Here is a 20869-nt window from a genome sequence, read left to right on the forward strand (position 1 = left end):
GCTATAAAAAATAAAAGCACCGCGTAAAAGCGGTGCTATTTTTCAAACGGAAACATTAAGCCTCAAGCAAACCTTGCGCCAGATAGTGGTGAGTATCAACTACCCCTGGCAAGGTGAAGAAATAGCCCCCGCCAATAGGTTTGACATACTCCTCTAGCGCCTCACCATTTAGCCGTTTTTGCACCGTGAGAAAGGCTTTTTCCAAATCAGATTGATAGCACACAAACAGCAGCCCCATATCTAATTGCCCAGAATTTGATACACCCAGTGAATAGCTATAGCCACGACGTAACATCAAATTACTTTGGGTTTCAGTCGTGCGTGGATTCGCCAGACGGATATGCGCATCCAATTTGATCACTTTTCCATCGGGGTCTTTGCTGTAGTCCGGCTCATCATGTTCATGGGCCATTCCCAAAGGTGCCCCGCTGTGTTTATCGCGGCCAAAGATTGTTTGCTGTTCTTGCAACGGCGTTCTGTCCCAAAACTCCACTTTAAAGCGGATAATCCGGGCGGCTTGATAACTTCCCCCGACAGCCCACGCCGGTTCGCCCGCATTCTCCGACACCCATACCACCTGATTGATTAAAGGCTTATCACTGGTTTTCGGGTTTGCCGTCCCATCTTTAAAGCCCAACAGATTAATCGGTGTCTCTTTACCTTTACTGCGGGCCGAATGGGCAGAGATAAAGCCCTCTCGCTTCCAGCGAACACTGAGAAGATCCGGCGAGTGTTTGATAATATCTCTCAGGGCGTGGATCACGGTTTCATTGGTATTGGCGCAAATTTGCAGCAAGATATCGCCATGACACAAACTGGCATCCAGCGAATCATTAGGGAAACGGGTCATCTTCTGAAGCCGCAATGGTTTGTGCTGCTGCAAGCCAAAACGCTCATCAAACAACGAGTCTCCGACCGATACCGTCATCGTCAAATTATCAGGGTAAATTTCTGGCCCCATAATGCCTGAATCCAATGGTGGCAATTTGGCATTGACTGACGGCGCATGCCCACCGGTGGTCAGAAAAGCAATGCGCTCGGTCAACAACTTAAATAACCGGATCAATGCCGCGTTGTCAGTTGCCAGCACATCAAATGCCACCAGCATCATTGCTGCCTGCTGTGGGGTCAGAACCCCAGATTGATGCTGGCCGTAAAATGGCTGTTTCTGCCAACGTTCATCCTGAGCAAGTGCCGCCTCAGGTGCTGGACAATCCGCCGCGCGTGCTATTTTTGCACCGCCCAGAGCCAATGCGCCACTCATCATGCCCATACCAAGCAATAAACGTCGACGGGACGGCAAAGCCGCCCCGCTGTCTTGCTGATACGGCCCGTTTTGCGGACCGATTTTCTTACTCATCTTCGTGCCTCAATCCAGACCTAATACACCACGAAGCTGCGCAAGGTCTTCTGCCAGTGCCGTAATTGGCCCTTTCAATGCATTGCGGTCGGCATCAGTTAACTTCTCATAAGACTCATAGCCATCTTTGGTGCGATATTTTGCCAAAATGCTATCAACAGTTTTGAAGTTGGCGTCAATTTTTCCCAGCAGCGGTTTATCGGCTTTCTCCAGCAATGGCCGCAGCAGATTTACAATTTTCTGTGCACCATCTACGTTGGCTTGGAAGTCCCACAAATCAGTACGACTGTAGCGATCTTCTTCACCACTGATTTTACTGGCCGCCACTTCCTCAATTAAACCAGCCGCACCGCCCACCACTTTGTTCGGCGCAAATGTCAGGCCACTAATACGCTTTTGCAGCTCCAAAGTGTCTTGATACAGTTGATCGGCAAATTTATCAGCGCCTTTGGTGGTGTTATCACCAAATAGGATTTTCTCTAAACGGTGGAAACCCGTAAATTTCGGATCGGCCGCTTTTTGTTCAAAATCATCTTCACGGGCATCAATACTGCCATCCAAATCAGAGAACAATTCAGCAATCGGCTCAATACGCTCATAATGTTGACGAGTTGGCGCATAGAGTTTACGAGCCAACGCTAAATCACCTTTTTTCACTGCATCCGTAAAGGCTTTAGTTTGTGTCACTAATTGAGCGACTTCTTGTGTGACATAGACTTTGTATTCGGCAATCGGACCAACCAGTGCCATAGCATCAGGTTTCACCGCCACCTCAGAGCCCGCCGCAGCGGTGACGGTCAATTTACCTTTCGGGTTACTCAGCAAGCCACAGGTCATGTCGTATTCACCCGGTTCCAGATTTGCCGTCATCTTCTGGGTAAAACCTGGGGCGATATTCTCACGTTCCTCAACCACCATGACCCCTTTGAGGATCTCCCACTCCAAACCTTTTTGGCTCACGTTATGGACGATGAACTGCGTTTTGCCGGCAGGGATCGACAGCGCCATTGGCTCGCACTGTTTATCATTAACCGTGATCTTAACCTGTGGAATATCAGCCGCCTGCGCACTAATGACCATAGCAGGCAAAGCCAATAAAGCGGCGTGTAAAGCGGTACGACGGAAAAACCGGTTAGACATGTGATAAATCCCTGAATTATTAGTTAGTTTTCCGCGCAGCAGGTGCGGTTGAGGCCGCCGTAGTGCGAGGTGGAAGGAAAAAGAAAATCAATGCCGGAATCAGATAGAGGAAATAGACGGCCACTTCACTGACGCTCGGGGCTTCCTGATAGCCAAACATACCTTCAAGGAAAGTGCCCAGTAGTGAATGAGTGGTGAGTACATTGGTTAAATCAAATGCGATATCTTGGAAATGATTCCACAGGCCGGCTTCATGGAAGGCCCTGATTGCTCCTGCGGCCAGACCAGCGGCGACAAAAAGAATAAACAGGCTGGTCCATTTAAAGAATTTCGCCAGATGTAATTTGATACCACCCCAGTAGATAGCCATGCCGACTAAAATGGCACATACCAAGCCTAATATCGCACCAATAGGCGCACCAATACCAACATCCTGCTGGAATGCCGCCAATAAGAAGAAAACGGATTCAAGACCTTCGCGAGCAACAGCGAAAAACACCATGGCCACTAATGCCCATCCCTGACGACGCCCTGAATTTAGTGCAGTATCAATCGCCCCTTCTAAATGAACTTTGACTGACTTGGATACTTTGCGCATCCAAAAAACCATATAGGTTAATATGCAAACGGCGACCACAGCGATAATCCCTTCAAACAGTTCTTGCTGTTTCTGTGGAAACTCACCGGTGGTTTCGTTAATAAAGATACCGATAGCGAGGCACAATGCTGCGGCGGTGATAACGCCAATCCATACCGCCCCCATCCATTGACCGCGTTGAGTACGTTTAAGATAGCTGGCAATTAGGCTAACAATTAGAGCCGCCTCCAGCCCCTCACGAAACATAATAAGAAATGGGACAAACATGCTATGCACCCCTAATGGGTATGGCTGTCGGTAGAGATCTATGATTATAGACAGTGTCAGTAAACGTAAAGATAAGTAAAACGATAGTGATTATCATTCTGGCAAAAAGAAATTCAAGGGGTTGAATAAGAATATTGTTAAACAAACTGTGGCAAGTTGTTTCTGCCACGTTAAATAACAAACAAATTCATCAGGATACAAATTCGTTCATCATTAATATTGAGTTAGATTCTTTGTCATAAAAACACAAAAAAAGCCCCCTATTTTATCGGGAGCTTTTTAATTAGACGTTAAACCAGCCGCGTCGTTATATCAAAGAGATGGCAAGTCCATAATTAGATAGTTTTAAACTCGGCTTCTGCATTGCGGAAACGCTCGGTAATAGCATTGCTCGGCGTGCTGCCCAACAAGCTAACGACCACAATAGCAATGCTGGCGAACAAGAAACCTGGGATGATTTCGTATAAATCTAACCATGCATATTGCTTCCAAACAATCACCGTAATCGCACCAATCAGCATCCCCGCCAGTGCACCATTGCGGGTCATGCGTGGCCACATTACTGAAATCAATACCACTGGGCCAAATGCCGCACCGAATCCTGCCCATGCATAGCTCACCAAACCAAGAACACGGTTATTAGGATCTGCTGCCAACGCGATGGCAATTAACGCGACCAACAACACCATGGCGCGCCCCACCCACACTAACTCCTTCTGGCTGGCTTTTTTACGCAAGAAAGCTTTGTACAGATCTTCTGTCAAAGCACTGGAGCACACCAGTAGCTGGCAGCTTAAGGTGCTCATGACGGCCGCCAGAATGGCCGACAGCAAAATACCGGCGATCCACGGATTAAACAGCAACTTGGCTAGCTCAATGAAGACACGCTCACCGTTTTGCGTCACACTTCCGGCTTGTTCTGGATGGTTTTCAAAATAAGCGATACCAAAGAAGCCTACCGCGATAGTCCCCGCCAGGCACAAGATCATCCACGTCATACTGATGCGGCGAGCACTACGGATAGTACGATGAGAGTCTGCCGCCATAAAGCGTGCCAGAATGTGTGGCTGACCAAAATAACCCAACCCCCAGCCCAGCAGAGAAAGGATAGCAACCAGATTCAACCCTTTAAACATATCAATGTTGGCAGGATTTTTCGCTGCAATCACCATCATTGAGGTATCGATGCCACCCACCGCCAAAATGACGATAATGGGTGTCAAAATCAAGGCGAAAATCATCAATGTTGCCTGCACGGTGTCTGTCCAACTCACAGCCAAAAAACCACCGATGAAGGTATAAGCAATGGTCGCAGCAGCACCGGCCCACAATGCAGTGCCATAACTCATGCCAAAAGTACTTTCAAATAAACGTGCACCAGCAACAACCCCTGAAGCACAGTAAATAGTAAAGAAGACTAAGATAACCACCGCAGAGATAACCCGCAGTAACTTGCTTTTGTCTTCAAAACGGCTGGTGAAATAATCGGGGAGTGTCAGAGCATTATTATTGGCTTCCGTATGAACGCGCAAACGACCAGCCACTAATTTCCAGTTAAGATAAGCACCAATGGTCAAACCAATAGCTATCCAACTCTCGGAAATACCGGATAGGAAAATCGCCCCCGGCAATCCCATTAATAACCAACCGCTCATATCGGAAGCACCTGCAGACAGTGCGGTTACAACACTGCCTAAACTTCGACCTCCCAGAATATAATCATCAAAGTTATTCGTTGCCCGGTAGGCCATGAGACCAATAAGTATCATCCCAAATATGTAAACTAAAAAAGTCACCAGCATCGGCGTGTTCATGGTCATGCAACGTCTCCATAGTGCGTATTATCGTTTTAATTGATCCCGCTATTTTTAGTTCTTCTCGCCTAACGCGGCGTCATGCTTTATACCCGATTGATGTAAAATTGCACCGGAGATGAACGCGAAAGCGTTAATAAACTACCAGTACAACTATTTGCGAGCAAACCGTCATTTGCGGTTGCTATCCTAGTGGACTCTTTTCTCCACTCACAACAATTTAAACAAAATTTTTACAAAAAATTCACCCTGCATCACATTAACCTCTGTCGACAGTGATACCCGGCATAACAAAATGAGTTACACCTTAGGCAAACTCCTTACAACCCCTAAGATTATTAGCAACCCCTACGTGTATGCGTAATATTCAAGCAAATATCACTTATGAATAATTGTTAAAAACAAGACTGAATTCACAGTTCAAACACGCCCTTCATTTAACAAGGTTGCACAAAGTTGCAACATCCCTGATATTGTCGGAATTAAAATCATAACTCCCCTTCTTAAAGGAGATAGACCGCATGGCTAGCACCACAATGGGCGTGAAACTCGATGAAGCGACACGTGACCGTATTAAAGCCGCAGCACAGAATATTGACCGCACACCACATTGGTTAATTAAGCAGGCCATTTTTAACTATTTGGAGCGGCTGGAAAGTAACAGTGAACTGCCAGAGCTGACAACAACGCATGCGTCTTCCTCTCAGGAAGTGGACGACATGATGGCGCAAGTCACAGAAAGTACTCACCAGCCATTCCTGGATTTTGCCGAACAAGTGCTGCCACAATCTGTTGCCCGTGCGGCTATCACTGCGGCTTATCGTCGTCCAGAGACTGAAGCCATTCCTATGTTATTGGAGCAGGCGCGTTTACCCGCAGAACAAGCACAAGCGACACACAAGCTGGCTTATTCCATTGCCGAAAAACTGCGTAATCAAAAAAGTGCCAATGGTCGTGCCGGGATAGTGCAAGGCTTGCTGCAAGAGTTTTCACTGTCGTCACAAGAGGGTGTGGCACTGATGTGTCTGGCCGAAGCGCTGCTGCGTATTCCGGATAAACCCACTCGTGACGCACTGATCCGCGATAAAATCAGCAATGGTAATTGGCACTCTCATTTGGGCCGCAGCCCATCAATGTTTGTGAATGCCGCCACTTGGGGCCTGCTATTTACCGGCCATTTGGTCTCTACCCACAATGAAGCCAAACTCTCTAGCGCTTTAAATCGCATTATCGGTAAAGGGGGCGAACCGCTGATCCGCAAAGGCGTAGATATGGCGATGCGCTTGATGGGCGAGCAATTCGTGACCGGTGAAACCATCGCAGAAGCATTGGCTAATGCCCGTAAACTGGAAGATAAAGGGTTCCGCTACTCTTACGATATGTTGGGTGAAGCGGCACTAACAGAAGCGGATGCGCAAGCCTATCTGCTCTCCTATCAGCAGGCTATCCATGCCATCGGCAAAGCCTCAAATGGTCGGGGTATCTATGAAGGGCCTGGGATTTCAATCAAACTTTCTGCGCTGCATCCCCGCTATAGTCGCGCTCAATATGAGCGAGTCATGGAGGAACTTTATCCACGACTGTTGTCACTCACCTTGCAAGCTCGCCAGTATGATATCGGGATTAATATTGATGCCGAAGAGGCCGATCGTCTGGAAATCTCACTCGATCTGCTGGAGAAACTCTGCTTTGAGCCAAAGTTAGCCGGTTGGAATGGTATTGGCTTTGTTATTCAGGCATACCAGAAGCGCTGTCCTTTCACCATAGATGCTGTGATAGATATGGCCCAGCGCAGTCGCCGCCGCCTGATGATTCGCTTGGTTAAAGGTGCATATTGGGACAGTGAAATTAAACGCGCACAAATGGACGGCTTAGAGGGGTATCCCGTTTATACCCGCAAAGTTTATACCGATGTCTCTTACTTGGCCTGCGCACGTAAATTACTGGCCGTGCCGAACCTGATTTATCCGCAATTTGCGACTCATAACGCGCATACATTATCGGCGATTTATCATCTTGCCGGGCAAAATTACTATCCTGGACAATATGAGTTCCAATGCCTGCATGGCATGGGTGAACCCCTATATGAACAAGTGGTCGGGAAAGTTGCCGAGGGCAAACTTAACCGCCCATGCCGTATTTATGCCCCAGTGGGTACTCATGAAACCTTGCTGGCCTATTTGGTACGTCGCCTGCTGGAAAACGGCGCGAATACCTCGTTTGTTAACCGTATTGCCGATGCCACTCTACCGCTGGATGAATTAGTCGCCGATCCCGTCAGTGCTGTCGAAGCCATTGCCGCAAGTGAAGGGCAACTCGGATTACCTCATCCACGTATTCCATTACCACGCGATCTGTACGGCACAGAGCGCGCCAATTCCAGTGGGTTGGATTTGGCGAACGAACATCGTCTGGCCTCGCTCTCCAGTGCCTTGCTCACCAGTGCCAGCCAAGTCTGGCGGGCTGAACCAATCATTGATGCCGAGCTTGATGATGGTGCTGATCTGCCCGTGATCAACCCTGCAGAGCCAACCGATATTGTCGGCTACGTGCGTGAAGCAACAAAAGAAGAGGTCAGCCGGGCCTTGGATGCAGCCGCCAATGCCGGGGCGATTTGGTTTGCTACACCACCCGCTGAGCGCGCCGCTATTTTGATACGCGCTGCTGAACTGATGGAAAATCAAATGCAAACATTGATGGGGATACTGGTGCGTGAAGCCGGTAAAACCTTCAGTAATGCCATAGCAGAAGTGCGTGAAGCCGTTGATTTCCTTCATTACTACGCGGGGATGGTGCGTGATAACTTTGTCAATGACAGCCACCGCCCCCTCGGACCGGTAGTCTGTATTAGTCCATGGAACTTCCCGCTCGCTATATTTACCGGTCAGGTTGCCGCTGCTTTAGCGGCTGGTAATAGTGTGTTGGCAAAACCGGCTGAACAAACACCACTGGTTGCCGCTCAGGCTGTGCGGATTTTGCTCGAAGCCGGGATCCCGCAGGGTGTCTTGCAGTTGCTCCCCGGACAGGGTGACAGTGTTGGGGCGACGTTAGTAAACGATGATCGAGTGCGCGGCGTCATGTTTACCGGTTCCACAGAGGTCGCGAGCATTTTACAACGTAGCATTGCTGGCCGGCTTGACCCTCAAGGCCGCCCTACTCCACTGATTGCTGAAACCGGTGGCCTCAATGCGATGATTGTTGACTCATCGGCCCTGACCGAGCAGGTGGTGACGGATGTTGTCGCCTCCGCTTTTGACAGCGCAGGCCAGCGCTGCTCAGCTTTGCGCATCCTTTGTATTCAGGATGATGTTGCCGAACATACCTTGCAGATGCTACGTGGCGCAATGGCTGAATGTCGCATGGGCAATCCTGAGCGCCTGTCTACAGATATCGGGCCAGTTATCGATGCTGATGCCAAAGCGGGTATTGAACGCCATATTCAAGCCATGCGGGCCAAAGGACGCAAAGTTTATCAAGCGGTACGCGGCAACAATCAGGATGAAAAAGAGTGGGCACGCGGCACTTTTATCAAGCCAACCTTGATAGAGCTGGACAGTTTTGACGAGCTGCAAAAAGAGATTTTCGGCCCCGTACTGCACGTCGTGCGCTTCCAGCGCCAGAATCTCAGTGCGTTAGTCGATCAAATTAACGCCTCGGGTTATGGTTTAACCTTGGGTATTCATACTCGTATTGATGAAACCATTGCCCATATCACGGAAAAAGCCAAAGTGGGGAATCTGTATGTTAACCGCAACATGGTCGGTGCGGTGGTAGGCGTACAACCATTTGGTGGCGAAGGTTTGTCGGGTACTGGCCCGAAAGCCGGTGGGCCACTCTATCTGTATCGCCTGTTGTGCAGCCGCCCGGAAGATGCGGTGACAAATACACTGTCCCATCAGCATAATGAAACCGTGCAAAATGTCTCTGGTCGCGAAATGCTACAAACCGCGCATCACGCATTGATCAAATGGGCTGGCGATCAGCAAAACAATGTGCTGACTGAACTGGCACAGCGCTATGGTGAGTTAGCTCAAGGTGGAACCGTCCGGTTGTTACCGGGGCCGACCGGTGAGCGTAACACTTATGCACTGCTTCCCCGTGAGCGCGTGCTGTGTCTGGCAGATAACGAAACCGACGCACTGACACAATTGGCCGCCGTGCTGGCTGTCGGGTGTCATGTCTTATGGTTAGAAGATGCGCTACAGCGTGATTTGCTCAAAAAATTACCGGCGGCAGTGCAGTCTTGCATTACTCTTACTCAAGATTGGCAAACAGCCAACATCAGCTTTGATGCCGTTATCTATCACGGAGATGCCGATCAGCTACGCATCTTATGTGAGCAAATAGCCCAAATTGATGGACCAATTGTCTCAGTACAAGGCTTTGCCCGTGGCGAAACCAACATTCTGCTTGAGCGCTTGTTAATTGAGCATTCACTGAGTGTGAATACTGCCGCAGCCGGTGGGAACGCCAGCTTGATGACTATCGGCTAGTTTTTCGTATTTCCGATTATTTAGTCAGCATAATAAGGCCCTTTCGGGCCTTATTATTTGCCTGATAGTGAGAATTTACTTCTCGTGTTGCCCCGCACTGTCGCGTGCAAAACCGCAACAATCCTTTTTTTCTCTGGCAACATTCCGCATCTCTAACTTCGTGTTCTTGTCACTTTACTATGCCTAACTCACTATTAATTCAAGCAAACAACTGAGCGACTTGTGTGCCTAGCTTTCTTCTTAGTGAAGATATTGTATACAGCAACCTTCAGAGGTGATATTTATATTCATGGCTGATAAAAAGATTATTGATGAGACTCATCAAATTGCTAGCCGGCGCGGTAATGGTCAATTACGCCGCGAGATATGGGCCGACCGGTCAGGTAGCATTACCCGTTATAATTTAGCCTATATCAATCACTGTTTATCGCGGGGTGATAATGGTCGGGTTATCGGTTATGACAATGCTCACGGGTTTCATCATCGCCATTACTTAGGCGCCATTGAAGCGGTTAATTTTGTCAGCTTTGAACAAATAGAGGATTGCTTTCAAAAGGATTGGACTTCACTAAGGAGAAGTTAATGGACAAGCTAGTCATCAAAACAGCAACGGAAGATGAATTTTTCAAGCGGGGTAAGCAACTCGCTGTATTAGCTGATACCGGGCAAACATTACCCGCAGAGCATACAATTACCTTCGAAGACCCACTAGAAATGGTGCGTGTGTTAAGTGCCGCTCGCCTTGTTTTACTGCGAGCAGTCAAAAAGTATCCCGGCTCTATTACTTCTCTTTCAACACGACTCAAACGAGACCGCAGTGCTGTCACGCGCGATGTGGCTATTTTGCAAAAAGCGGGGCTGGTCACGGTTGAACCAAAAGTCTTACCCGGTCATGGCCGCATGAAAGAAGTGAAAATAACCGCTCATCGTCTTAAACTCGAAGCCTTCTTATAATAGAGACACATCAGATAAAAATGGGGCCACCTTATCGCGCCCCACTTTTATTGCTATCACAAGAAAACAAACGGCTTAGTGATTATTGAGGAACTTATCAAGGAACTGCCGAGTACGTTCGTGTTGCGGATGAGCAAACAAAGCTTTCGCCGGGCCTTGCTCTACAATGCGTCCGTGATCCATAAAAATGGCTCGGTCTGCGACGTCGCGGGCAAAACTCATTTCATGTGTGACAATAACCATCGTCCGCTTTTCTTCAGCCAGTGCACGGATAGTATTTAATACTTCTCCCACTAGCTCAGGATCCAGTGCCGAGGTCGGTTCATCAAACAAAATAACCTGAGGTTGCATCGCCAATGCCCGTGCAATAGCAACGCGCTGTTGCTGACCACCGGATAAACGGCGAGGATACGCATCTTCCTTACCGCTTAAACCAACTTTTGCTAACAACTCGCGCGCCCGTTTTTCAGCCTCGGCACGTTTTTCGCCCTTCACTATCACCGGTCCTTCAATGATATTTTCCAGCACCGAGCGGTGTGGAAATAAATTGAAGCTCTGAAACACAAAACCCACTTGTTGGCGCAGTGCTCGCACCTGACGTTGCTGCTTACTGATCGGTATGCTGCCATCAATCTCGATATCACCGACTCGAATAATTCCCGAATCAGGGATCTCCAGCAGGTTGATGCTACGTAGCAACGTTGTTTTCCCAGAGCCGCTTGGCCCAATGATCGCCACCACTTCGCCACTGTTTACCTCAAGATCGATACCATGCAGTACCTGTTGACCTTTAAACTGTTTGGTCAGTTTTTTAACGTCGATGGTACTCATGGCTACTCCTGATCCTGACGATTAACATGTGCTTCCAGTCGATTTTGTAATGCTGACAATAATGTCGCCATAATCCAGTAAATCAACGAGGCCGCCAGATACATAGTGAAAACTTCCAGTGTGCGGGAAGTGACTAATTGTGCCTGTCGGAAAAGTTCGGGAACCTGGATAGTGGCTGCCAGAGAGGTGTCTTTGACTAAGCCAATAAAGCTATTGCCCAATGGAGGCAAGGCTGTTCGACCTGCTTGTGGCAATATCACTCGATAAAGTGTTTGCCAACGAGTCATCCCGATACTGGCTGCGGCTTCCCACTGCCCTTTCTCAATCGATGAAATTGCAGCACGCAATGTCTCTGATGTATAAGCCGCCGTATTCAGTGATAAGCCGATCAAGGCTGCTGGCATAGGGTCCAGTTCAATCCCAAACTGCGGTAAACCGTAGTAAATCATAAACAGTTGGGCAATTAACGGAGTACCACGGAAAATGGAGACGTAAAAACGAGAAAGGAGTGAGAATGGCAGGAAGCGAGATAGCCGCATCATGGCCAACATAAAACCTAATGCCAGACCAAAAAACATTCCCCCCAGACTCAGCTGGAGGGTAAACCAAGCACCTTTCAATAAAAATGGTGCTGAATCCAGCACCAATTGAATACTTTCTTGCATTATTTAGTTACGTCCGCGCCAAAATATTTTTCAGAAATTTTGGCCAATGTGCCATCTGCCTGCATCTCAGCAATCGCTTTATTGATTGCCGCTAATAACTCAGGGTTATTCTTACGCAGTGCTACACCCGATTCCTGGCGAGCAAATGCTGGGCCAGCGGCAGCAAGGGTGTCATTAGTTTTCTTCACCAGATCCAATGCAGCCAACCGATCGACTAAAATAGCATCAGTCCGCCCTACGCGCAGATCCTGATATTTAGTTGGGTCATCATCATAAGTGCGAATATCAACACCTTTCAGATTGTCACGTAACCACTGTTCGTAGTTGCTACCCAAACCCACCCCGACTTTCTTACCTTCCAAATCCTCGGGTTTATTAAATTGGCCTTCGTTGCCTTTTTTAGTCAGCACCTGAATACCGGAGATTGTATACGGGGTTGAGAAATCGTATTTTTTCTTGCGCTCATCCGAAATGGTGACTTGGTTTATCGCCACATCAATACGCTTGGACTCCAGTGAAGCCAGCATCCCATCCCATTTAGTTGGAGTGATTTTGGCTTTGACGCCCATATGTTGAGCCAGTGCATTGGCAAAATCCACTTCAAAGCCCGTCAGCTTGCCATCTTCACCTTGGAAGCTAAACGGGGGATAAGTCCCTTCCAGCCCTACGATTAGAGTGCCGCGCTCCTTGACCTGATCTAACAAAGAACCGGCTGCGTAAGACTTCACATTAAGGCCAGTTGCCAATGCAACCGCCACCATACCCAGAACGACTCGACGACGTACAATTGAAAAACCCATACATACCCCAGCTGTCATGTTTATTTTGATATTCAGCACTTTATCAGTGCTGTTAATGGAATAAAGGAATATAAACTAATAACGATAGCCATAAATGGAATAAGCCATAACTAAAGGTTACACCTGCGGGTGATAAGCAAATAATGCAGGAGCCCCCCCCGTATGGATAAACAGAATGGGGCCATCATCACGAAACTTTTTCTGCTCAAGACCATCAAGTAAACCCGCCATCGCTTTACCGGTATAGACGGGATCCAGCAATATTCCTTCAAGTTCCGCCAATAGCTTAATTGCCGCCAACCCTTCTGCATTTGGCTCGCCATAACGCGGGGAAAAATAGTCATCCCATAAGGTGACTTCAGCCTGCGGCCCGTCAATCCCCAGCGATACAGCCAATTTTTCCTGAATATCGACGACTTTCGGCCGCTGTTCATCTGCATGGCGCGATACCGTCACACCAATTAGTTCAGCCTCAGGTAAAAGTTGCTGCAAACCGACCGCCAAGCCCGCATGAGTGCCCGCACTGCCTGAAGCAACCACTATTGAGCTAAACGCAACATGCCCGGACGATTGAGCCGCAATTTCCAAAGCACATTGCACATAACCCAATGCACCTAAGGCATTCGAGCCCCCCACAGGAACCACATACGGACGAAAACCCTGTGCCTCAATCCGGGTAGCCAGCTCTGCCAATTGCTGATTGGGGTCATGCAAACCCTCACACATCACCACCTCAACATTAAACAAATCCAACAGCAATCGATTGCCATTGGTCAAATAATTTTCTGCCGAAGTACCGATAGGATTCTCAAGTAACGCCACACAATGTAGCCCCAGTTTTGCGGCAACAGCAGCCGTTTGGCGCACATGGTTAGACTGAATAGCACCTGCGGTGACCAGTGTATCGGCCCCTTGGCGTAAGGCATCTGCCGCCAAAAACTCAAGCTTGCGGAGCTTGTTACCCCCTAATGCCAGTGGTGTAACATCATCGCGCTTAATATAAATATCGCGACCTAAATATTCTGATAAACGAGACAGTTTCTCCAGCGGAGTGGCACTACCGACCAAGTCTAGACGCGGAAATTGCGCCAACTGTTGTTGAAGAGTCACGGTTCCCCCAAGGAATTCACGAATTGTAGCTATTTAATAGATTTATCAGATGTAAGGTTAATAATCACTTATTTTTATTATAGATGTTGGAAAATAATTTCACTGAGAAATAGTACTGCGGGGATAGAGAGGAGAAAAACAAAACGCCCGGCAAGCAGGAAACTGAACCGGGCGCTGTGTTGTAACAAAGTCGCAAGCAAGGTATTTGCCGTTAACCGTTAATAATTTTTTTGCCACGCCAAATATTGATCATATTTACGCAAAGCAATGCGGTAATTGTTATGCGCCGCATTGGGCAGTTCATCGATAATGCGCTGGTGCATAGTTTCGCTGGCGAATTTTTCTGCTGGATAATTCGTAGCAACCAACATTTCATCTAATCGACGCAAGCGCACAACATATTCACGAACAGTGCTGTGGCTCATCTCAGTTTGCTCAAATAGGTACTGTTTGAACGCCATAATATCAAAATAACCCGGCGCACTATTACAATATATTTCACTGCAAAAACGACATAATGCAGTGAGTTCATTTTGAAGCTTCAACCAGACCTGATCATCGATGGGTTGGTCCATTCCGGAGATCGCTTCTTTATTAATGATTTGTCCGCGAAAAACCAACGCCATACGATCAAGTTGTTTATGACAGTGTGAACAATGAGTTTGGCCGTGCTTGTAATCTTTTAAATAACGGCTCAGTGGCCGCTTTTTTAACTGAAGTCCTGGCATGAGAAGACCTGCATTAATAAAGTTAAACACCGTGATATCACTGAGCGAAAGTGAATTAAGAGTCGTTATTCAGGCGGGCACGTAAGCGTTTTATCGCCTGACTATGAAGCTGGCTGACGCGAGATTCCCCCACCTCAAGCACGGCTCCGATTTCTTTCAGGTTCAGCTCTTCCTGGTAATACAGCGTCAACACCATTTTTTCGCGTTCCGGCAATGCCTCGATCGCTTCAATGACGCGTTGGCGCAAATTTCCTTCCAATAAATGTTGCAACGGATTGGCATCTTCGTGCCCTTCCAGCAGAGGCTCGACACTTTCACCATGCTCTTCCCGCCATTCGTCATAGGAGAAAAGTTGGCTGTTATTGGTGTCTAACAAGATTTGGCGGTACTCCCCCAAATCGATATCCAACGTTTGTGCCACTTCTTGCTCGGTCGCCGGGCGTCCAACACGCTGTTCAACTTGTTGCATCGCACTGGCCACTTCACGGGCATTACGCCGTACACTGCGCGGTGCCCAATCTCGGCTACGTAATTCATCCAACATAGCGCCACGAATACGCTGTACGGCATAAGTGGTAAACGCGGTTCCTTGTAAAGCGTCGTAGCGCTCCACAGCATTCAGCAGACCAATGCCACCAGCCTGCAACAAATCGTCTAATTCCACACTTGCTGGCAGGCGCACCTGCAAACGCAGTGCCTCGTGGCGAACCAAGGGAACATAGCGTTGCCAGAGGGAATTTTTATCGATCACGCCTTCGGCGGTATACAGATCGCTCACTAGACAGGCACCTAAGGGTAAGAGAGTCGTACCATTATCCTGTCAGGCCCGTCAGACAATCGCCTGAATAAGCCCATAAAAAGGCGGCTATTTGGCTTATGCTAGTAACTTTTACTGTTAACACATTGCTGATATTGAAAAAACAGAGCGAAAAGTAATGACAAAAAGCATTAAAAACGAACAATTACCGCCTAATTTGAACTCACTCCTGGCGAAATAGCTCTGTTTGTTATTTCGCTAAGGCCAGAGAAAACCCCGCCGCAGCGGGGTTTGAAAACGTGTAAAGTCGCTGTGGAATTAACGCAGCAGAGACAGAACAGTTTGTGGAACCTGGTTTGCTTGAGACAGTACAGAAGTCCCTGCTTGTTGCAGGATCTGCGCACGGCTCATGTTAGATACTTCTGTTGCATAGTCAGCATCTTCGATACGGCTACGAGCAGAAGTCAGGTTGTTTACGGTGTTGTTCAAGTTGGTGACAGCAGACTCGAAACGGTTTTGTACCGCACCCAGTTGGCTACGGAAACCATCAACTTGTTTGATAGCCTTATCCAAAGTATCCAATGGTGAAGCTGTTGCTGCGCCAGTAGGGGTATATTGAGCAGCGGTTTTCAACGTCGCCGTGTCAGTAATTGCAGCATCAGCGAAAGTTACTGCACCAGTAGCTGCAGCAACTGCACCTTTATATTGCTTACCATCAGTAGTGCGGATAACGTAGTCATCATATGTACCGTCAGCTTTTGCAGCACCAACGCCGTGTACAGTTGAGCCTTTATCACCTGCGATAGTATTAACCGCGGTCATATCAATAGCAGTAGTTGTGGTTACACCACCAGTTGTTGAAGTCAATGCAGACAGTGAGTTGGTCACACCGCTAACACTGTAGCTACCCAGACCCAGGCTCTGTGCATCAATTTTTTGCAGATTAATGGAGATAGTTTCGCCATCATTTGCACCAACCTGAATGTTCATGGTGGTGTTTTCAGCCAGAACTTTAGTGCCGTTGAACTGAGTCTGTGAAGACACACGGTCAATTTCGCCTAAACGTTGGCTGATTTCGTCCTGGATTGAGGTCAAATCGCTGCTTGAGTTAGAACCATTTTGCGCTTGAACGGTCAATTCACGAACACGTTGCAAGTTGTTGTTGATTTCGTTCAGTGAACCTTCAGTGGTCTGAGCGATAGAGATACCATCGTTAGCGTTACGAGCTGCTTGAGTCAGGCCTTTGATGTTAGAGGTGAAGCGGTTAGCAATAGCTTGACCCGCAGCATCATCTTTCGCACTGTTGATACGCAGACCAGAAGACAAACGCTCAATGGCGGTGCCTAAAGAAGACTGGGATTTGTTCAGGTTGTTCTGAGTCATCAGAGACAAGCTGTTAGTGTTAATTACCGCCATAGTATTATTCCTTAAATGCTGTTGGGTTATGGTTTGGGCTTACTGCCCACGGCTTCATCACCGTCACAACTTGTATCGGCGCTCTTTAAGGAACCTTTAGTCATTCCACTAAATAATTTTAAAAATTTATAATATTATTCTGCCTTTCCTCCTTATATTACTTACCTATTCAATGGCAGAAATAGCCCCCTGTTATCCCCTGTTATTCCAGCCATTATAAATTTACTTTTATGTGTAAACTTTCTTTCTCCTCAGCCGATAACCATTGCAACGACACTTGAAAATTAAGGATTAGATATGGCAAGTATCAGTGCATTGGGCACCGGTTCAGGATTAGATTTAACGTCTTTGTTAGATCAGTTAAGTACTGCAGAACAAGGGCGTTTAACCCCACTAACACAACAGCAAACCAGCTATAAAGGCAAATTGACGGCCTTTGGTGTGCTGCAAAGTGCCCTAGCAAAATTAGAAACTTCAGCCGCAGCATTAAAAAAAGCAGACACCATAAACACCACAACTGTTAGTGGTAGTAATACCGCATTTAGTGCAACCACGGACAGCAAAGCCACTGCGGGCTCTTATACTATTGAAGTCACTAATATTGCTAAAGCACAATCACTGTTGTCCTCTGACGTCGCAACCGCAACCGAGCAGTTGGGTAATAGTAATGCCAGCCGAACTATTACTATTAGTCAACCAGGGCAGAAAAAACCTCTAGAAGTCACGTTAGAGAGTGGAAAAACCTCACTGACTGATATTCGTGACGCTATTAATAAACAAGAAGGCAGTGTCAGCGCCAGTATTATGAAAGCCGATGACAATACCTATTATTTGTCATTAACAGCTAAAGATACCGGAACTCAGTCAGAAATGACTGTGAGTGTGACTGGCGATGATACTTTAAATGATTTTCTGAACTATACGCCAAGTGCTACCGGTGGTAGTGGTGGGATGACACAAAAAGTCGCCGCAGAGAATGCTGAATTAACGGTCAACGGCACCAGCATTGTACGTCAAAGCAATACAATTACAGATGCGCCTCAAGGCGTAACAATTAATCTAAAATCTGAGACAAAGGCTGGCGCACCAGAACAATTAAACATCATTCGTGATAACTCAGCGACTAAAACGGCAATCCAATCTTTTGTTGATGCATATAACTCGCTGCAAACCACCTTTGCTTCTTTAACGAAATATACAGCAGTTGAAGCCGGTGCCGACCAGTCCACCAGTAATGGGGCATTAGTTGGTGATGGCACTTTACGTAATATCCAAACTCAGTTGAAAGGTCTAATCGGGTCGGCTCAATCCGGCGATATTAAAACTCTCACCAGTTTAGGCATTACACAGGATCTTGATGGGAAATTAGTCGTTGATTCAGACAAACTTGATGCTGCATTAAAAGATAAACCCAACAGTGTCACTGCATTCTTTGTCGGCGATGGTAAAACCACCGGTTTTGCTACCCTAACTGATAACTTGCTTAATACTGCTCTCGATACAACTAATGGCTCACTGAAAAATGCCACTGACGGTATCAATAAGTCATTAAAAAGTTTAGACAAACAAGTTACTGCTACCACTGAGAGCATCACTGCCACTATTGCGCGTTATAAAACACAGTTTACGCAATTAGATAAAATGATGACCTCATTAAACAGCACGGCTAACTTCTTAACACAGCAATTCAGTTCATAAAGGATAGTGTATGTATAACCGATCAGGGAGCCAAACCTACGCGCAAGTAGGGTTGGAAAGTGGCGTAATGAGTGCCAGCCCTCATCAGTTGATCGTGATGCTATTCGACGGGGCGCAAAGCGCCCTGGTTCGTGCACGAATTCTGATGACTCAAGGTGATATCCCAGCCAAAGGGGCTGAGATATCTAAAGCGATCAACATTATTAATAATGGTCTGAGCGCAGGTATCGATATAGAAAAAGGCGGCGAGCTGGCAGAAAACTTGTCAGCCTTGTATGACTACATGTCACGGCGCTTATTACATGCTAATTTATATAATGACGAACAGGCTATTGATGAAGTCGCATCTTTGCTAGAGAACATTGCGGATGCCTGGCGGCAGATCGGCCCCAATTATCAACCCAATTAGGACCCCATTTAATGGAACGTCACCAGCACCTTTTGTCCGAATATCAACAAATCCTGATTCTCAGTGAGCAAATGCTTGTGCTGGCTACTGAAGGAAAATGGGATACGCTGGTTGATCTGGAAATGACTTACCTTAAAGCCATAGAAAGCACCGCAAATATCACTATATCCTCCTGCTCATCTCTGGCATTACAAGAGTTATTACGAGAGAAGCTAAAAGCTATTTTGGATAATGAAGTTGAGATCAAACGCTTATTACAACTGCGCCTCAATGCCTTAAGTGAGTTGGTTGGGCAATCTACCCGACAACAGGCTGTTAATAATACCTATGGTCAGTTCCCTGACCATGCATTACTGCTGGGTGAAACACAGTAATCGGCAGTTCAGATAGTCGCTATATATTGGCTGACCACTCAGTAGTTACTTGCCAATGCAATTATTAACATGATGATTGATTGTCATTGTTTTTAACATGTAATTATATTGGCAGTAACAATTACCCATATCTAACTGGCTATTATTCTCATACTTAATACTTTTCGCTAAAATAGTCAGTTACTGTGAGTTTTCTATTAAAATAAGTTGCTAGTCTGCTATTCAAGGCGTAAAGATATTCTTAGGCTTAAATTGTGAAATGAATATCGATGGAACGTACAATTAATTTTTGCCCTGGTGTGGGTAGCTCGGCACATGTTATTCAACACACAGAGCTACTACTCACCTCTGTTTATATTGAGCATCCTTTGCTCATTATGGTGAACCGTGGACATAAGGTTATCCGTTGGGATAATCAAGAGTGTATTGTCCAATCCGGCGAAATAGTCGCGGTCAGCAGCGGCCAGACCGTCGATGTCATTAATAGCCTATCGGATGATGGGTTATTTTTCAGTCACCAACTTCGCTGTGATCCTCGGTTGATTGCTACTTTTGCCAATCATCCGGCCTCAGCCTGTCTTGATGTTATTCCTGGCGTTATGCCCGTACGCAATTTAGCACCCGAATTTATTAATACTTTCAGCAATACTTTTAAAGCAATATCAGATACAGGTGATATCCCTGCGACTATCGTCAGGCACCGCATGCTTGAATTACTGCTTTGGTTAGCTCAACGTGGCGTTAAATTTATACTCAGTGAAGGCAATTCATTAAGTGAAAAGGTTCGTCGTTGTCTCGCAATTGATCCACACAAAATATGGTCAGCCTCTGAAGTCGCCGCACATATGGCAATGAGCGAAGTGGTATTACGGCGGAAATTGGCTGCAGAAAATACATTATTACGTGACTTGATGATTGATGTCCGAATGACCAGTGCCTTACGCCTATTACAAGGAACAGACTGGCCAATTTCACTTATTGCCAGCCAAGTCGGTTACGAGAGCGCATCACGTTTTGCTGAACGTTTTCGCAAACGTTTTGGTTTTGCCCCCACTGCAATTAGAGGACATCATCGATTGCAGCCATCAGATAATGACCCTGCGTCTCTGCATTATCATGACTATTTAAGCCTCCATACACCGGATTAAAGCTCTGGATATCGCAAACGGACATCAGATCGTTCTTACGACTTGTGTTTATCTCCTTACCTACCAATACATTTCTATTTATTTAGATATCTCACATCCTTTCTACTGGTCGTCATTCGGACTGCTAAATACTGCTTTTAGGTATTCTGCGCGCTAAAACATTTTTTTTAGCTCAGTCATCAGTTTTTTCATCCAACAATCCTGACACTATCTCTAAAAAAGTTTTCATAATCATATAATTAACCATAAGCCACTGAAAGAAAGAGGAATATGTTAATTAGAGTGGCACATTCTATGATTAGAATTG

The 20869-nt window shown here is 46.8% G+C and carries 18 protein-coding genes; 7 read left to right on the forward strand and 11 right to left on the reverse strand.

Annotated features, from left to right (window positions below; translation table 11 throughout):
- Positions 1–55: 55 nt before the first annotated feature.
- From efeB to putP, 4 genes are all read right to left on the reverse strand, one after another.
- On the reverse strand, positions 56–1360 hold the full coding sequence (efeB, locus tag ACIOG0_RS13195) for an iron uptake transporter deferrochelatase/peroxidase subunit (protein WP_128451023.1): 1305 nt from the start codon (positions 1358–1360) through the stop codon (positions 56–58).
- 9 nt (positions 1361–1369) lie between these two features.
- Complete coding sequence (gene efeO / locus ACIOG0_RS13200) at positions 1370–2500, reverse strand: iron uptake system protein EfeO (protein ID WP_128451024.1); 1131 nt, start codon at positions 2498–2500, stop codon at positions 1370–1372.
- A gap of 19 nt (positions 2501–2519) precedes the next feature.
- Positions 2520–3365: an iron uptake transporter permease EfeU gene (gene efeU, locus ACIOG0_RS13205; RefSeq protein WP_128451025.1), complete on the reverse strand. Its 846-nt coding sequence runs from the start codon at positions 3363–3365 to the stop codon at positions 2520–2522.
- A 335-nt stretch (positions 3366–3700) separates the two neighbouring features.
- Positions 3701–5185 (reverse strand): sodium/proline symporter PutP, encoded by a 1485-nt coding sequence (gene putP, locus ACIOG0_RS13210; RefSeq protein WP_050098321.1) that lies wholly within the window; start codon positions 5183–5185, stop codon positions 3701–3703.
- Between the two features lie 515 nt (positions 5186–5700).
- On the opposite strand from putP, the gene putA reads away from it, so the two are divergent.
- The 3 genes from putA to ACIOG0_RS13225 all read left to right on the forward strand — a co-directional run bounded on the left by putA (position 5701) and on the right by ACIOG0_RS13225 (position 10626).
- Entirely contained in the window at positions 5701–9672 is a 3972-nt protein-coding gene (putA, locus tag ACIOG0_RS13215; RefSeq protein ID WP_145582030.1) for a trifunctional transcriptional regulator/proline dehydrogenase/L-glutamate gamma-semialdehyde dehydrogenase, read from the forward strand.
- Positions 9673–9961: 289 nt separating this feature from the next.
- Entirely contained in the window at positions 9962–10255 is a 294-nt protein-coding gene (locus ACIOG0_RS13220; protein ID WP_050098323.1) for a DUF6516 family protein, read from the forward strand.
- Positions 10255–10626: a MarR family transcriptional regulator gene (locus ACIOG0_RS13225; RefSeq protein WP_050098324.1), complete on the forward strand. Its 372-nt coding sequence runs from the start codon at positions 10255–10257 to the stop codon at positions 10624–10626. The genes ACIOG0_RS13220 and ACIOG0_RS13225 overlap by 1 nt, the downstream gene beginning before the upstream one ends.
- Before the next feature lie 75 nt (positions 10627–10701).
- On the opposite strand, the gene tcyN is transcribed toward ACIOG0_RS13225, so the two are convergent.
- The 7 genes from tcyN to ACIOG0_RS13260 form a co-directional block, all read right to left on the reverse strand.
- Positions 10702–11457, reverse strand: coding sequence for an L-cystine ABC transporter ATP-binding protein TcyN (gene tcyN / locus ACIOG0_RS13230; RefSeq protein ID WP_050098325.1), 756 nt, complete (start codon positions 11455–11457; stop codon positions 10702–10704).
- 2 nt (positions 11458–11459) lie between these two features.
- A complete protein-coding gene (gene tcyL / locus ACIOG0_RS13235; protein ID WP_032910792.1) occupies positions 11460–12122 on the reverse strand; it encodes a cystine ABC transporter permease in 663 nt (220 codons plus the stop codon).
- Positions 12122–12922: a cystine ABC transporter substrate-binding protein gene (gene tcyJ / locus ACIOG0_RS13240; RefSeq protein WP_050098326.1), complete on the reverse strand. Its 801-nt coding sequence runs from the start codon at positions 12920–12922 to the stop codon at positions 12122–12124. The genes tcyL and tcyJ overlap by 1 nt, the downstream gene beginning before the upstream one ends.
- A gap of 117 nt (positions 12923–13039) precedes the next feature.
- Positions 13040–14032, reverse strand: coding sequence for a D-cysteine desulfhydrase (locus ACIOG0_RS13245; RefSeq protein WP_128451027.1), 993 nt, complete (start codon positions 14030–14032; stop codon positions 13040–13042).
- A 218-nt stretch (positions 14033–14250) separates the two neighbouring features.
- Complete coding sequence (gene fliZ / locus ACIOG0_RS13250; RefSeq protein ID WP_050098328.1) at positions 14251–14760, reverse strand: flagella biosynthesis regulatory protein FliZ; 510 nt, start codon at positions 14758–14760, stop codon at positions 14251–14253.
- Positions 14761–14815: 55 nt separating this feature from the next.
- Positions 14816–15538 (reverse strand): RNA polymerase sigma factor FliA, encoded by a 723-nt coding sequence (locus ACIOG0_RS13255; protein WP_050098329.1) that lies wholly within the window; start codon positions 15536–15538, stop codon positions 14816–14818.
- Positions 15539–15835: 297 nt separating this feature from the next.
- Positions 15836–16933, reverse strand: coding sequence for a flagellin FliC (locus ACIOG0_RS13260; RefSeq protein WP_050098330.1), 1098 nt, complete (start codon positions 16931–16933; stop codon positions 15836–15838).
- A 297-nt stretch (positions 16934–17230) separates the two neighbouring features.
- On the opposite strand from ACIOG0_RS13260, the gene fliD reads away from it, so the two are divergent.
- The 4 genes from fliD to ACIOG0_RS13280 all read left to right on the forward strand — a co-directional run bounded on the left by fliD (position 17231) and on the right by ACIOG0_RS13280 (position 20562).
- The gene (gene fliD / locus ACIOG0_RS13265) at positions 17231–18631 is read left to right on the forward strand and encodes a flagellar filament capping protein FliD (RefSeq protein WP_050098331.1); all 1401 of its coding nucleotides are present in this window, start codon (positions 17231–17233) and stop codon (positions 18629–18631) included.
- A gap of 10 nt (positions 18632–18641) precedes the next feature.
- On the forward strand, positions 18642–19040 hold the full coding sequence (fliS, locus tag ACIOG0_RS13270; protein ID WP_050098332.1) for a flagellar export chaperone FliS: 399 nt from the start codon (positions 18642–18644) through the stop codon (positions 19038–19040).
- 11 nt (positions 19041–19051) lie between these two features.
- Positions 19052–19414, forward strand: coding sequence for a flagella biosynthesis regulatory protein FliT (gene fliT / locus ACIOG0_RS13275; RefSeq protein WP_128451028.1), 363 nt, complete (start codon positions 19052–19054; stop codon positions 19412–19414).
- Positions 19415–19683: 269 nt separating this feature from the next.
- The gene (locus tag ACIOG0_RS13280; RefSeq protein ID WP_050098334.1) at positions 19684–20562 is read left to right on the forward strand and encodes a helix-turn-helix transcriptional regulator; all 879 of its coding nucleotides are present in this window, start codon (positions 19684–19686) and stop codon (positions 20560–20562) included.
- Positions 20563–20869: the final 307 nt, after the last annotated feature.

This window comes from Yersinia vastinensis, from assembly GCF_044905075.1.
Taxonomy (GTDB): domain Bacteria; phylum Pseudomonadota; class Gammaproteobacteria; order Enterobacterales; family Enterobacteriaceae; genus Yersinia; species Yersinia vastinensis.